Annotated in this window: 10 protein-coding genes and 1 tRNA gene; 4 read left to right on the top strand and 7 right to left on the bottom strand. The window is 36.3% G+C overall.

Features of this window, described 5'->3' with window-relative positions; genetic code table 11:
* Positions 1-5 precede the first annotated feature (5 nt).
* Both EDF66_RS12050 and EDF66_RS12045 read left to right on the top strand, forming a co-directional pair.
* Positions 6-902 (top strand): urea transporter, encoded by an 897-nt coding sequence (locus tag EDF66_RS12050; RefSeq protein ID WP_021192444.1) that lies wholly within the window; start codon positions 6-8, stop codon positions 900-902.
* A 106-nt stretch (positions 903-1,008) separates the two neighbouring features.
* On the top strand, positions 1,009-1,812 hold the full coding sequence (locus tag EDF66_RS12045; RefSeq protein ID WP_132842900.1) for a DUF2490 domain-containing protein: 804 nt from the start codon (positions 1,009-1,011) through the stop codon (positions 1,810-1,812).
* Here the strand turns inward: EDF66_RS12045 and EDF66_RS12040 are convergent.
* The 7 genes from EDF66_RS12040 to rplS form a co-directional block, all read right to left on the bottom strand.
* Positions 1,809-2,696, bottom strand: coding sequence for a helix-turn-helix domain-containing protein (locus tag EDF66_RS12040; protein ID WP_132770919.1), 888 nt, complete (start codon positions 2,694-2,696; stop codon positions 1,809-1,811). The genes EDF66_RS12045 and EDF66_RS12040 overlap by 4 nt on opposite strands.
* 202 nt (positions 2,697-2,898) lie before the next feature.
* Positions 2,899-3,687, bottom strand: a complete 789-nt coding sequence (locus EDF66_RS12035) for an META domain-containing protein (protein ID WP_132770918.1) — start codon at positions 3,685-3,687, stop codon at positions 2,899-2,901.
* A 131-nt stretch (positions 3,688-3,818) separates the two neighbouring features.
* Entirely contained in the window at positions 3,819-5,630 is a 1,812-nt protein-coding gene (gene yidC / locus EDF66_RS12030) for a membrane protein insertase YidC (protein WP_021189531.1), read from the bottom strand.
* A gap of 15 nt (positions 5,631-5,645) precedes the next feature.
* Positions 5,646-7,280: a CTP synthase gene (locus tag EDF66_RS12025; protein ID WP_132770917.1), complete on the bottom strand. Its 1,635-nt coding sequence runs from the start codon at positions 7,278-7,280 to the stop codon at positions 5,646-5,648.
* Positions 7,281-7,443: 163 nt separating this feature from the next.
* Positions 7,444-8,568, bottom strand: a complete 1,125-nt coding sequence (locus tag EDF66_RS12020; protein WP_132842898.1) for an acyltransferase family protein — start codon at positions 8,566-8,568, stop codon at positions 7,444-7,446.
* 181 nt (positions 8,569-8,749) lie between these two features.
* A complete protein-coding gene (locus tag EDF66_RS12015; RefSeq protein ID WP_132842896.1) occupies positions 8,750-9,850 on the bottom strand; it encodes a carbohydrate-binding family 9-like protein in 1,101 nt (366 codons plus the stop codon).
* Positions 9,851-10,006: 156 nt separating this feature from the next.
* Complete coding sequence (gene rplS / locus EDF66_RS12010; protein ID WP_021189535.1) at positions 10,007-10,354, bottom strand: 50S ribosomal protein L19; 348 nt, start codon at positions 10,352-10,354, stop codon at positions 10,007-10,009.
* Positions 10,355-10,696: 342 nt separating this feature from the next.
* Between rplS and EDF66_RS12005 the strand changes: the two genes are divergently transcribed.
* Together EDF66_RS12005 and EDF66_RS12000 are read left to right on the top strand one after the other, a co-directional pair.
* Positions 10,697-10,773 (top strand) — tRNA-Pro (locus EDF66_RS12005).
* A gap of 492 nt (positions 10,774-11,265) precedes the next feature.
* Complete coding sequence (locus tag EDF66_RS12000) at positions 11,266-13,767, top strand: tetratricopeptide repeat protein (RefSeq protein ID WP_132842895.1); 2,502 nt, start codon at positions 11,266-11,268, stop codon at positions 13,765-13,767.
* The last annotated feature ends 215 nt before the right edge of the window (positions 13,768-13,982 follow it).

Here is a 13,982-nt window from a genome sequence, read left to right as displayed (position 1 = left end):
TCAAAATGAGGGATCAAGTTTTAGCTTATATAAAAGCTTTTTTTAGAGGTTTCGGACAGATCATGTTGCAAGGTAATGCTTGGACAGGCATATTATTTATTGGTGCTATTTTATATGACTCGACCTTAATGGGCTTTGCGGGTATATTGGCTAATGTTGTAGGGGTTGCAACAGCTAAAATACTGAAATATGATGAAGATCATATTGATAATGGATTATTTGGTTTTAATGCTTCTTTGTTTGGTGTAGCGCTTGTTTTTTACTTTGAAGCGAATATCTGGATCTGGATGACATTGATTCTTGGTTCCATGTTAACCACTCTTATGATGGGTTTTGCGCTCAAAAGAAATTTACCTGCTTTTACTTTTCCTTTCATAGCTGTTACCTGGATTTCACTGTATATCCTGAGTATCCCACAGCTTGCAATGCCTACTGTATCACAACATTTTGTTGATATCCAAGAAATGGATGATTTCTTGATCGAGGGACATGCTTTCGGGCAAGTGATCTTTCAAGGAAGCCTGATTGCGGGATTGATCTTTTTCCTTGGGGTATTTATGAGCAATCCGATGGCTGCACTTTATGCTTTCGCAGCTGTGATTATCAGCATTTACCTATCTCATTATGGTCATGAATCGGAAACTATGATCAGCAACGGAACGTTTAGCTTTAATGCTGTACTCTGTGGCATTGCTTTAAGCGGTACTCGTGTGCGGGATGGATTATATGTCCTTATTGCTGTCGTGATTGCTACTTATTGTGATCATGTGCTTGTGCACTATGGGTGGACGACATTGACTTTTCCGTTTGTAGTGGCTATGTGGGCAATGGAACCTGTTAAACGTCTGGATAAATGGATCGTGGGGCGGTTTGAAGAAACTTTTAAAAGCCGATTGTCCTAAAACAATAAAACTTAGATGCTATACAAACTGATCAATGGTTGAGTGGCCATTGATCAGTTTGTACTGGTATATAACAGACCAGTGGTCATAAAAAACTATATAATCGATGAAAAATACTCTTTATAAAATATTATCCTTACTCTTTCTTGTTATCAGTCCATTTTTATTACTTCATGCTCAGATTAGTCCTCCTGGATTGGGAAAAGCAAAAACGGCTTCTTGGTCTGCCATTGGTCTTAAAAGACAACTGGATAGTACTGGTACGAAAGAAGCTTTAACTTACCTCGGCCTAGGAACCAAAAGTACACCTGATGATTCCAATCCTTTTCATAAACAAGCTATTTTTGTCCTCAATCACGAGGTATATCATAAGTTTGCTAAGAACCAGCAATATAGTTATGCTTTGAGCTATCGTCGTCAAAATGTATATGATGCAGATGCTCCTTATCATGGTGAAGGGGTAGAGCAGGAGTTTCGCTTGTATGGGCGCTATGCTTATAGTTTCAGATTCGGTGAGCGCTGGAAATGGAAAAATACAGTCAGACAGGAATTTCGTAAATTTTTTACAGCAGATTTTAATAAAGCTGAGGAGAATTTTCAATTGCGGACTAGGATTAAAACACAGATGAATCTGAAACTCTCGGATAGAAATAAACAGGAACTTGCATTTAGTGCTGAGGGTCTGTTTGCAGTAAGCAAAATGTATGAGCCGAAAGATGAGTGGTCAAAATTTGCTTATAAGGAAGCGCGTTTCGCTTTATATTACATGACGGATATTGCGCATACTCCCTTGCACCTTGATGTTGGATATATGAATGATTTAATTAAAGGCTATAGTCAAGCGGACTTTGGTGTTCACTATCTTGCTGTTGATCTGATTTGGAATCTGCCTTATAAAAAGAAGCATTAATCGGAAAGAAATTTATGTTTGCGATAATCACTGGGTGAATAACCGGTGACTTTCTTGAATAAACGTGTAAAGTAGGATGGGGATTTATATTTCATTTCGAATGCAATGCCTGCAATATCTCTTGTAGCGTCCTGTAATAAAATTTGACTATGTAGTATGCTGATTTCATTGATCCACTGTTTAGGAGGCTTATTGGTTGCTTCCTTCACACATTTGTTAAGGTAGTTTTCGGATATATGTAATAAGTTGGCATAGAATAAAACATTCTTGTGATCTGTGTGAAATTTTTGTACGAATTCTCTAAATCGAAATGCAATATCCAATTGTCTACTCATCGGTGCTTTTACTTCGTAATCTGTTTTAATTATTTTTAACAGTATACATTGTAGCATTGATACACAGATCTCCATAACTTTTCCTTCGGTAAACAGCTCTTCTTCCAAGAGTTCAAGCATTTTTTGAATCCATACAGAGACGTGCTCTGACAAGGGGGTAAAGGGATGTGAATTGAAAAACCGGATATCATTGATGCCTAATTCAATATCTGTAACGATTTCGTTTTCATAAACGACAAAAAAACCTTCGGCATCATCTGAAATCGCCAAAGTAGCAGTAATATTTCCCTGTTTGACATTAATCACTTGATTTTCAGCTAAGGTGTATGCCCCTGATTCCAGATGTTGTGTTAAAGTTCCTTTAGTAACAAAGATTAGGAAATTGAAGGTAGTACGGTAAGGAATGACAGGCATGAGAATACTTCGTAGGTAATTTTCGATGCGGTATACCTGTATTTTGCTTTCATTGAATAGATTATGATCTGTTACATCAGGCAAAAAAAGCTTTTTGTATTCGTAATTGTTGATAATCTTAATCGACGATTTCATAGTGCTATTTCTCTAAAAAACCTTTTCATGTGATGTTGATGAAAGAGATTGTGTATGTACAAATATACGATTTAGCGACCTAATTTACAGTGTAATCCTATCGATAAAATTTGTTTTTAACTGGAATTTTTCGTCATAATATCACATAAAAAAAGCTCCGATTTGGAGCTTTTCTATGTTTAGTTTTAATCTTTTATTGTTATTATTTTTTTTGGAAGCGCATCATCGCAATATCGCCCATAATCAGAGTCAATGTATTTCCGTTGACATCGAAGGAAGTGATTTTCTCCAGCGTGCTGAAGTATACACTTTCTCCTGAACCTTCGCAGGCCATTTTAGTAGATGCTAGTGGACCAAAACTAATGTGGTTGTTTTCGGTTTTGAAAGTTCCATTGTAATTATTGCAACTACTGTTTCCAGATACTTTTTTTGCTGTCAAATCAAAGGTGATCGTAGGCTTTTTATTTGGATATAGACCTTCAAATGCAATACGTGGTCCAGATACATAATCTAATTCCCATGTACCTGCTAGTGCTTGCTCACCTTTTTCTGCTTTGATAAGCGTAAATTTAGCTAATGTTTTTCCACCTTTTTTTAAACTCAATACTTCTCCTTCTATTGTGTAGGTATCTACTGCTATAATGTTTTTTGATAACGCCTGTTCTATCTCGAACTCAGGACAAGCCATCATTGTGGAAATACCTTGTTCAAATTTAATTTTGTTTTTTCCCGTGATATTTACTGCTCCACCTAAAGTATTACAACCTGCATTTGCAGCATATCTATCGTCTTCAAACTGTAAGAAGGGGACACGTCCGTTTACCTGTGCTGGTACTGTTTTTCCATCTACTTCGATCAGTTGCCACTTGTTTCCTTTTAGCTGCATAGTTTCTGTAGTCGAATGCTCTTTGTTCGTATTTTTTTTGAAAACTGAACAACTGCTTAATCCAACGATCAGCGTTGCCATGATTAAAATCTGATTAAATTTCATCTTTTATCTTTTTTTGATATGATTGTTTAACAATAATTAGAACGTTTGGTTTGAGTGAATGCTACATTTTATACAAAAAAAGAGGAAACCTATTCGGGTTTCCTCTTTTAATCAGCACTATAGAATTGCTGTTATTTTTTATTTTGTTGTGCTTGACGCATCGCTTCTTCCATTCTTGATTGGAATGACGATTTCTTTTGCACCTTTGGATTCTTTTTATTGTCTTCTAATTTCGCTAAGATCTTATCATCATTAACCATTGAACGGATGATCAACTGTGTTAAGAATGTTAGGATTGCACTTAAGAAGTAATAATAGTTTAATCCTGCAGGGAAACTATTCAAGACGAAAAAGAAAATTAAAGGCATAATGTAACCAATGTATTTCATTTGTCCTGTAGCTCCTGAAGTCGCATTGTTGTACCAAGTGGTCAATAATGTTGTTAAAGTCATTAATACGCACATCAATGATACGTGATTCACTCCGAAAATCGGTGCGAATGAGAATAAGGTATCGTATGTTGACATATCTTTCATAAACAAGAAGCTTTCACCTCTCAGCTCGAATAAATTCGGGAAGAAGTAGAAGAAAGCAATTGTAAATGGCATTTGTAATACCAATGGAAGACAACCTCCCAATGGGTTTACTCCAGCTGTTTTATACAATTTCATCTGTTCTTGCTGTAACAGTACTGCATTGTCTTCACCTACTTTAGCTTTGATTTCATCTAATTGCGGTTTCAAAACACGCATTTTAGCCATTGATAGGTAAGATTTGTATGTTAATGGTGATAATACCAGTTTTAACAATAATGTCAGAACAAGGATAACTATACCATAACTCAAATGGAAATTGTCTAAGAAATCAAATACAGGTACTGTAATAAATTGGTTAATCCAACGCATTGGTCCCCATCCCATATTAATGATTTTATGAAAATCATGACCTTCTGCTTTAAGCGTTTTGTATTGATTAGGGCCAAAAAAGAAGTTTAACGAATAACTGTTGTCTTTTTGAGTTGCATAATCAAGACGTGCTGTAGCCGCATAAAGTTTAACAACATCGGATTCGATTGTTGTTTTTACATTTACATCTGCTGTTGTAAATCCTGTTTTGCTTGAAAGAATGTTTGAGAAATAGTGTTGCTTGAATGCAATCCATTCTACTTTTTCTTTTAACTCTTTTTCTTCATCTTTTGCTTCTGACAAATGGTCTACATTACCTGCTTCTTTATAATAGATGGTAGATTTTTGACGTTCAGAATCAATATTTTGTTCTTTCTGTAGTAAAATCGTTTCCCAATCTAAAGCAATCGTTTTTTGATCGATCTTGTTTTGAATACCTTTTGTGTTGATATCAAGACCTAAATTGAAACCATTACCTTTGATGGTATATACGTATTCAATATACTGATCAGCTCCATAAGCTAATTGTAATTTAATCGATTTTGAATCTTCGCCTGTTATCTTTACATCAGCATCTTCAGAAGTAAAGAACAAATCGTTGGTATTGATGTTTTCACCGGCGACATTAAATTTCAATCCAAATCTATTGTGGTCACCTTCAAACAATACTAATGGTTTACCATTAAAATTTGTTTCACCTTTTAATTGTACAGATTTTACACGACCGCCTTTAGAGCTTATTTTAGCAATGATTTTATCATTTTCTACTGTAATGATTTTTTCTGTGCCAAATTTCGCAGCTCCAAAAGGAAGTTTCAATGCTGCAGAGTCAAGAGGCTTGGCCTCTTGTGTTGCTCCTAGTTGTGTATTCGCTTTTGTCGAGTCTGTTAAAGGTGCTAGACCTTTTTTAACACGTGCTAACGAATCTTGTAGAACTTGTTCTTTTTTTATTTCTACGTCGGACGGTTTCATTAAGTAAAATGAACCGGCTATAATTCCGAACATCAGAAGTAAACCAATAAGGGTATTTCTATCCATTTTTTTAAATTAAACTTACTTAATTGTTTCCTGCTTTTGTATCTTATTTTTCTTATTCGACAAAGCAGCGGCTACAAAGCTAACAAAAAGTGGGTGAGGATTTGCAACAGTTGACTTTAATTCTGGATGAAATTGTCCTGCTACGAAAAAAGGATGGTTTTTCAACTCAACAATTTCTACTAATCCTGAAGTTGGGTTGATTCCTGAAGTAATCATTCCAGCTGCTTCATATTGCTCTAAATAAGCATTATTGAACTCATAACGGTGACGGTGACGTTCGGAGATTCTTGTTTTTCCGTATATATTGAATGCTTTTGTACCTTTTTTGATATCACAATCGTACGCACCTAATCGCATTGTACCGCCCATGTTAGTGATGTTTTTTTGATCTTCCATTAAGTTGATCACTGGATGTGGTGTATCTGGATTCATTTCCGTACTATTTGCATCTTTTAATCCCAATACATTACGGCCAAATTCAATTACTGAACATTGCATGCCTAAACAAATTCCAAAGAAAGGAATATTGTTTTCACGTATATATTTAATAGCGGCTAACTTACCGTCTAATCCACGTTCACCAAAACCAGGAGCAACAAGTACGCCATCCATTTCGCTCAACTTGTCTTGGACATTTTGATCATTTACACTTTCCGCGGCAATATATTGTAATTTTACTTTACATTCATTGGCCGCTCCGGCGTGGATAAAACTTTCGACTATAGATTTATATGCATCTGGTAATTCAACATATTTACCGACTAATCCGATATTTACTTCATTAGTAGGATTTTTTAATTTTCCTAAAAATGCTTTCCAGCTATCTAAATCTGGTTCATTCTTATTCGAAAGTTTCAATTTAGCAAGGACAGTCTTGTCTAATTGTTCTTTCAGCATATTTAAAGGAACGTCATAAATAGTAGGAGCATCAATCGATTCTACAACAGCATTAATATTGACATTACAAAATAATGCTAATTTTTTGCGAATTTCTTGCGTCAATTTATGTTCTGTACGACAAACTAAAATATCAGGTTGGATACCGTATTCTAATAATGTTTTAACAGAATGTTGTGTTGGTTTTGTTTTTAATTCACCAGCTGCTGCTAAGTAAGGTACTAATGTTAAGTGAATAACTACAGAATCATGAGTGCCTAATTCCCATCTTAACTGACGAACTGCTTCGATAAAAGGTAAAGATTCGATATCACCTACTGTACCACCTAATTCTGTTATGACAATATCATATTTTCCTGTTTCACCTAATAAACGCATACGGTTTTTGATCTCATCTGTGATATGAGGAACAACTTGAACTGTTTTTCCTAAATATTCACCTGCGCGTTCTTTTTGAATAACAGATTGATAAATACGACCTGTCGTCACGTTATTAGCTTGTGAAGTAGGTACGTTTAAGAAACGTTCGTAATAGCCTAAATCAAGGTCTGTTTCAGCACCATCTTCCGTTACGTAACACTCACCATGCTCATATGGATTTAATGTTCCTGGATCAATGTTAATGTAAGGGTCAAATTTTTGAATCGTAACCTTGTAGCCACGTGCTTGGAGAAGTTTAGCAAGAGAGGATGCAATAATACCCTTCCCTAACGACGAAGTAACGCCGCCCGTAACAAAAATATATTTAGTCATATCAATAATGGATTTCAAAATATAAGGCCTAAAATGGCCTAAATATCTGCTTTATGTACGGGATACAAAGATAAGAATATTTGTGGAAGACGACGTTTTTTTTTGTCTTTAATTTTAAAATGCTAATTTTTTGACATGACGCTTGCACGGGGTTTGACCTTTGCTAATTCAATTTAGATCTAAACTTCATGAAAAAATCTTCAAAGTATTTTTTTGATAAATGTGCTGTTATAAATGTACCTGCTATAACTAAACTGTAGAAAATCAGAGAACTTAAGTAGGGATCAAGTGTTAGTAAATGTTTTTTCGCTAAATGAATAACGGCAAAGATCACGATCATATGATACATGTAAATTCCATAGGAGATTTTGCCTCCGTAGTCTAAAAAAGTATTGTTGAAAAATGATTTTGTATTTAATCTGATACCGATAAAAAGAATGAGATTGAGAAAGAGTGCATTTAGGATGATGTATGAAAAGATCCAATGATCAAAAATATTTGATCCAATAAATGCTATACATGTACTTCGGAAGAATAAGGTTGAAAATAATACGGCTAATAAAAGGTAATTGACCGTTGCATATTTTTTGTACCAAGCCAGTAAGTTTATGTTGGTGTGGTATAGAAAATAAGCTCCCAGTGCACCGATTGCCATTGATTCGAAAGCAAAAGTTTTGATAAGATGCACAACAAGTACGTTTGTAATGATGTTGTTAAAACATAGTATCAGTAATAGGATTTTAAGTAAAAATATACCTATAATAAGTGCAAATTTGTTGTCTATCCATTTAAATAGGGGTGCCCAAATGATGTAAAACCATTCTTCAACGCCGATAGACCATAGGGGCTCTAGGAGATGTGAGCCATAGGTAAAGGTGACGATACTGGGTAAAAATAAAACAAATAACAGCCAGACCTGTCCTATGGTATATGGGAATGAATAGTTAATATGTAAGACCTGAAATAGAAAAGGGAAGATAACTATGCCTATGGCGACTAATAAAAAATATAAAGGCCAGATGCGAATGACTCTTTTCAGGTAGAAATTTTTAATGGATATTGTCTTTTTCTGATCTTGTTCTTTCAGTAACAAATAACTGATGAGGAAACCACTTAAGACAAAGAAAAATTTGACAGCAGTAGTTCCATTTTGAAAAAAACTAAAATGTTCATAGGTGATGAAATCATTTTTTGTGCGAATCACTTCTCCATGGTGAAATAGAACGAGGAGTGCGGCAAAAAAACGGAACGCATTTAGATTTGGAAAAAAAGATATGTTCTTATACATTGTTGCTGTAAAAATAGCAATATTAGTTTATTTTTCTGCGTTATTTTGTTTCTACAAATTATTGTTATAGTATTAAAATATTATTTATTTGAGCCGGATTACTCTATCAGCTCAAATAAATGTTGTATGAATAGTATTTTTTTTTGGATTGATGCAAACGTTCAGATAAGCTATGGTGGAGTTACTGGTTGTAAAGATCAAAGTTACCTCTATGATCTAAGGATACTTGAATTTTTTTTGACTGTTTATCCCTGATCTTCATACTATAACTTTGTTTGTCTTTATTTAGTTCCAAAGTGACCTGATAATCTTTCAAAGCGGGTAATAGGTATTGATTATATAATGAAAGTTTCGTTAATTGATCGCTATATCGACGATTTTCCTTTTTAAACAATTGTTGTAAATAATGAATATTCCAAGCTAGTTTAGTTACGGCATAACTATTTGGAAGCGTTGGTTCCTGCTTTTTCGCTTGTTCTACAAATTGTATATATCCCCATCTTTCTGGATAATGCATATTAATTAAACCGATCGGTGACCATACCCAATTGTCTTCAGCTAAAGGCTTATTATTTTCTTTTTTTCTACTGTAATGATTATTTGTGATTTCATGTTGCCATTGTACACGTGAAAAATTACATAACCAGTAATCATTTGCTTTAGGCATTGATGATTTACCGAAAGCATATAATGATTGATGTGGAATTGCAAATTCAACAGACCAGTATGCATCTATATCCTGGGGATTATTAAGGGTGCCGTTGATATGTACTGCGGATTTTAGATTTTTAACATCCCAATGTGTAATGGCCTGTCCTCCGAATCGATATGGTTTTGGTAACATAAGATCGAAAATGGTATGTAATGGATTGACCTCTATTTCGTAATATTCTGCTTGATATAAATTGGGTTTTAAAAATATTTCAAAGTCATTGTTTAGATAAACAATTTCATCGTGCTTGTAGATATCTGCCCAAATATGAGGTTCATACAGTTTTGCGTACACATATAGGTAGGTGGAATCCCAAAGCATTTTTACTTCGGTTTTATACAAAGGTTTTTTGTACTCGGCACCTTGAATATCTTCAAAATTATTAATTGTCTTTGCTTTTGTCCAGCTAATTTCATCGTCCTTACCGTCAATTATTAACGGTTCACTGATTTTAAGTATCGGATATGTTTTTGGAATGGACTGTAGTGCTAAAAAATCTTGAATTGAATTTTGGGCATAGCTGTTCAGGAAACAGCACAGGAATACGAGGGTAAAAATAGACTTGTTCATATAATACTTTTCAGGTCATAAGATAAACTAAAAAGATTTAGCATGGAAGAAATTTTTGACTTGTAAAGAAAATGTTGCTATATTGGGGATTTATGGCAATAAAAAAAGGCATCGAAACTGAATTCAATGCCTTTTTTTATACTTGTGTAGTCGTAATTAGATTCTTTTAGACTTAATACGAGCAGCTTTACCAGTAAGACCACGTAAATAAAATAATTTAGCGCGACGTACTTTACCGTAGCTGTTTACTACAATTTTTTCAATGTTTGGCGAATTTATAGGGAAGATACGTTCCACACCAATGCCATTTGAAATTTTGCGTACAGTGAAAGTTGAATTAACACCTTCGCTGTTCAATTGGATAACCACACCTTGGTAAATTTGGATACGCTCTTTATTTCCCTCGCGAATTTTATAATGAACGCTTATGGTGTCTCCTGCTTTAAATGCGGGAACTTCATTTCTGATTACCGCTTGTTCTTCTACAAATTTTACTAAATCCATGATTATGAGTAATTAAATACGATTATTAGCCTGTAAAAATCGGAATGCAATATTACAGCTTTTTTTTTACTTTAAGAAATACTTTTTTCAAAAAATATTGAGCTGCCTTAGTTTGTTGCAAAGATAGAAAAACACTTTTAATATTTAGACCCTTGCTCACGATATATTTTAAAAAGTTTTACACATCGAGGTTAGGATGTGAATTTAAATGCTATCGAATTGAATGCTGATATTTTATTTATCAATAAATCAGGCTTTTATTTAATAATGTTAAAATTATACTTGACAGATTGAAAAAACGCTGTATATTTGCATCACAGTAAACAAAAGGGGATACCTTTTCGGGGTGTAGCGTAGCCCGGTATCGCGCCTCGTTTGGGACGAGGAGGTCGTAGGTTCGAATCCTGCCACCCCGACCAAGAAAATAAAAGCTCTAACGAAAGTTAGGGCTTTTTTGTTTACGTGTAGATTCGAATCGCAGCATCTTTTGGAATAAGCTTGTGACCAACAGGCTTAAAGTATTCTAGCCTCCCGATCAATATACTTCAAACCTTAAGAAAATGACCAATTCGGTTACTCATTTTCTATACTAATCTTTGATTTTTGAAATATGCTCAACAATTAACATTCGTTTTTGTGCTGTTTGTCACAAAGTGATCTCTTTCCCTCGATCTGTCTTCTTGGCTCCATTATTGTGTCAATTCAGTTGCCGATAGCAATCAAAGAAATTGGAAATCGCGGAAACGAGATGGTGATGATCTATAAATTGACTTTTAGGATTCAATTTTTTCCATGACGATTTACTCAATATGGTTGGAATTATTTAGTTTTGGCTTGTTAGCTAAGGAAGATTACACTATTGCCTCCTCGGCAAAGGAACGTTTGGAAAAACTCAGAAATACGGACGAATAATGATATTGAAAAAAATAATTGGCTTCAAATACCTGTTTACCGGGATGCTTTCCGCTCTGGTGGTTACGGGTTATGGGCAGGAAGTAGAGAAGCAACTAAATGCAGAGCAAGTGCAAACGATGGATTCCATTGATGTCGTACGCGACTACCGACCTGTTCTGGCCGATGCCGTAAAGGTTCGCAGGAGCCCAGATATGAGTCATATCAATCGGGAAGCCATTGAGACGGAGCTACGTCAAATAGCCACAGCTACCTATTTTGCAAATAAGACGTTCAAACAAGCTTATTACACGATATTGCTTAAACAGCATCCAAACGCTTCACGCAGCAATATTGATAGTTACCGTATCAGCTATCTGGCTTACCAGGCACGTGAATATCCAAGAGCGGCCTCTATTTTGGAGTCGCTGGAAGCTTCGGATGCCTTTTATCAGGGTTCGATCATAACTTTGGGTCATATTGCACTGGAAACCGGCGATAAGCAACGCGCACGAAATGCATTTGTCAAAGCGATGAGACTAGATTTCGACCCCCAATTGAAAGCAGATGCGCAATTTAACTATGCCAAAATCTTGTATGCAATGGACTCCATCCAAGCCGCTCAGCAAGTTCTGGAAAAATATATTGCTCAAGAATATGGGGGTCGTGAACTAGGCGCTCAAGCACAGGAAAGTGCGGAAATATTATCGGCTCAAATCCTGTTGGGGACGAGTAACTTCCATACTGGAGTAAGTCTGTTGGAGTCGTTGAAAGATAGAGGGCGGGAAGTCGATGCTACTTATCAAAAAGCAACTTACTATCGCGGATTGGAGTTTTATAACGAGCGCGCTTTCGAAAATAGCATATCGACATTCATGAGATCTGAAAAATTCCCGATCGATGCAAAAATGGCCGCGCTGGCTACTTATTGGAAAGCGGAAGCGATGTATGAAGTGCGCAAATATGGGGAGGCGGTAGAAAACTTCTCCCGGTTCTTACGGTTGCCTGTTGCAAAAAATACCGACGTATATAATTATGCAAATTATGGGCTGGCTTATGCCGCGTTCAGAAATAACAGTTTTAGTATGTCGGCCGATTATTTTGAGCGCTTTTTGGCTGTCGAGGGAAGTTCGTTAGATGAAAATATACGTCATGACGTAATCGCACGTTTGGGCGATTCGTATTTGTCTATGCGCAATTACGACCGTGCCAACCAATATTATGATCAGCTTATCAACAGTAAAACTTCCAATCAGGACTATGCGTTGTTCCAACGAGGTGTTATCTTTGGATTGCAGGGAGACCATGAAACCAAGCTAAAGATCCTGCAGTCTGTTTTGAAACAATTTCCGGCTTCGAATTATGCAGATGACGCCGCCTTTGAGATCCCCTATACCTATTTCACTACGGGAGATTATGATCGCGCTATCGATGGTTTGCAACGGATGATCGAAAAGTACCCGCGCAGCAGCTATGTGCCCCGCGCATTGATGACCATAGGGCTCGTGCAGTATAATAAAGATGATTCCGAAGCGGCGAAAGCCACTTTCAAAAGTGTTGTGGAGAAATATTCCAAAACCAATGAGGCACAGCAAGCGATGCGTTTTATTGAAAACATCTACCTAGACCAAGGGGACGCTACGAGCTATATTCATTACGCAATCGGCACCAATGTCAGTAACCTGAGCCCTGCGGAGCAAGATAATATGGCTTTTCAAGCAGCCCAATCTCTGTTTGCCAAGCAGCAATACGCAGCTTCGGTGGAAGCCATCAATGCGTATTTTGATAAATTTCCGAAACCCAAACAAGAAAAATATGCCCGTTACATCCGCGGGGTGAGTTCGTACCGCACTGGGCATCCAAAGGAAGCACTGCACGATCTGAATATCATCCTAAACGACTGGACAAGCAAGTATACGGAAAACACCTTGCTGACAGTGGCTGCGCTATATCTTGATCTAAAAGAATACAACGAGGCAATTGTGCACCTCAAAAAATTGGAACTCAATTCAGAGTATAAAAAGAACTATGGTTACGCAATAAGTAACCTGATGATTTGTTATTTTGAACTCGGCGACATGGAGCAGATGGCCAAGTATGCGAAGTTGATAAAGGATTACGATGGCGCATCGCAGGAGGAAATTGCTAAAGCTCATTTATACAGTGGAAGGGTATTACTACAACAAAAGAACATCGTGTCTGCCATGAAGGAACTCAATCTGGCTGCTCTGAAGAGCCAAAAGGCGGTTGGCGCAGAAGCGCGATACCGTGTTGGGCAACTGCAGTATGATAACAAGGAATACGACAAAGCCATTGAAACTGCCTTTGAGGTGATTAATAGTGAGGAAGAAAATGCATACTGGGAAGCCAAGAGTTTCCTATTGCTTGCTGATAGCTATGCGCGTAAAGGCAATGCTTTGCAGGCTAAGAGTACGTTAGAAAGTGTAATTGAAAATTATGAAGAAAAAGATGATATCATCCCGTCAGCAAAAGAACGTTTACAGAAATTGAACAATAAGTAACCTTCGCTTGTGAAATAAAAAAAAATTCATTTCGTTTCTAAAGGTAGACGTAACAAGTATAGTTATGTTTCCCAAAGGACCAATAGCAGTAGGACTGAAAATAGTGTCCGGTGTGAATAGCATTCAGGTGCCGAGTTATTTTTATATCCTGACATAACAGAAGAGAGTCAAATTGAAAGTGCGATGAGGACTTATAAAGTGAATAGCAAGTGAAT

Source organism: Sphingobacterium sp. JUb20 (assembly GCF_004342035.1).
Taxonomy (GTDB): domain Bacteria; phylum Bacteroidota; class Bacteroidia; order Sphingobacteriales; family Sphingobacteriaceae; genus Sphingobacterium; species Sphingobacterium anhuiense.
This window is presented reverse-complemented; position numbering and strand designations above follow the sequence as displayed.

Bases quoted from the DNA above. Each gene is read 5' to 3' on its own strand.
- rplS (WP_021189535.1), bottom strand. From the start codon at position 10,354: ATGGATTTAGTAAAATTTGTAGAAGAACAAGCGGTAATCAGAAATGAA.
- EDF66_RS12045 (WP_132842900.1), top strand. From the start codon at position 1,009: ATGAAAAATACTCTTTATAAAATATTATCCTTACTCTTTCTTGTTATC.
- EDF66_RS12035 (WP_132770918.1), bottom strand. From the start codon at position 3,687: ATGAAATTTAATCAGATTTTAATCATGGCAACGCTGATCGTTGGATTA.
- yidC (WP_021189531.1), bottom strand. From the start codon at position 5,630: ATGGATAGAAATACCCTTATTGGTTTACTTCTGATGTTCGGAATTATA.
- EDF66_RS12040 (WP_132770919.1), bottom strand. From the start codon at position 2,696: ATGAAATCGTCGATTAAGATTATCAACAATTACGAATACAAAAAGCTT.
- EDF66_RS12000 (WP_132842895.1), top strand. From the start codon at position 11,266: ATGATATTGAAAAAAATAATTGGCTTCAAATACCTGTTTACCGGGATG.
- EDF66_RS12020 (WP_132842898.1), bottom strand. From the start codon at position 8,568: ATGTATAAGAACATATCTTTTTTTCCAAATCTAAATGCGTTCCGTTTT.
- EDF66_RS12050 (WP_021192444.1), top strand. From the start codon at position 6: ATGAGGGATCAAGTTTTAGCTTATATAAAAGCTTTTTTTAGAGGTTTC.
- EDF66_RS12025 (WP_132770917.1), bottom strand. From the start codon at position 7,280: ATGACTAAATATATTTTTGTTACGGGCGGCGTTACTTCGTCGTTAGGG.
- EDF66_RS12015 (WP_132842896.1), bottom strand. From the start codon at position 9,850: ATGAACAAGTCTATTTTTACCCTCGTATTCCTGTGCTGTTTCCTGAAC.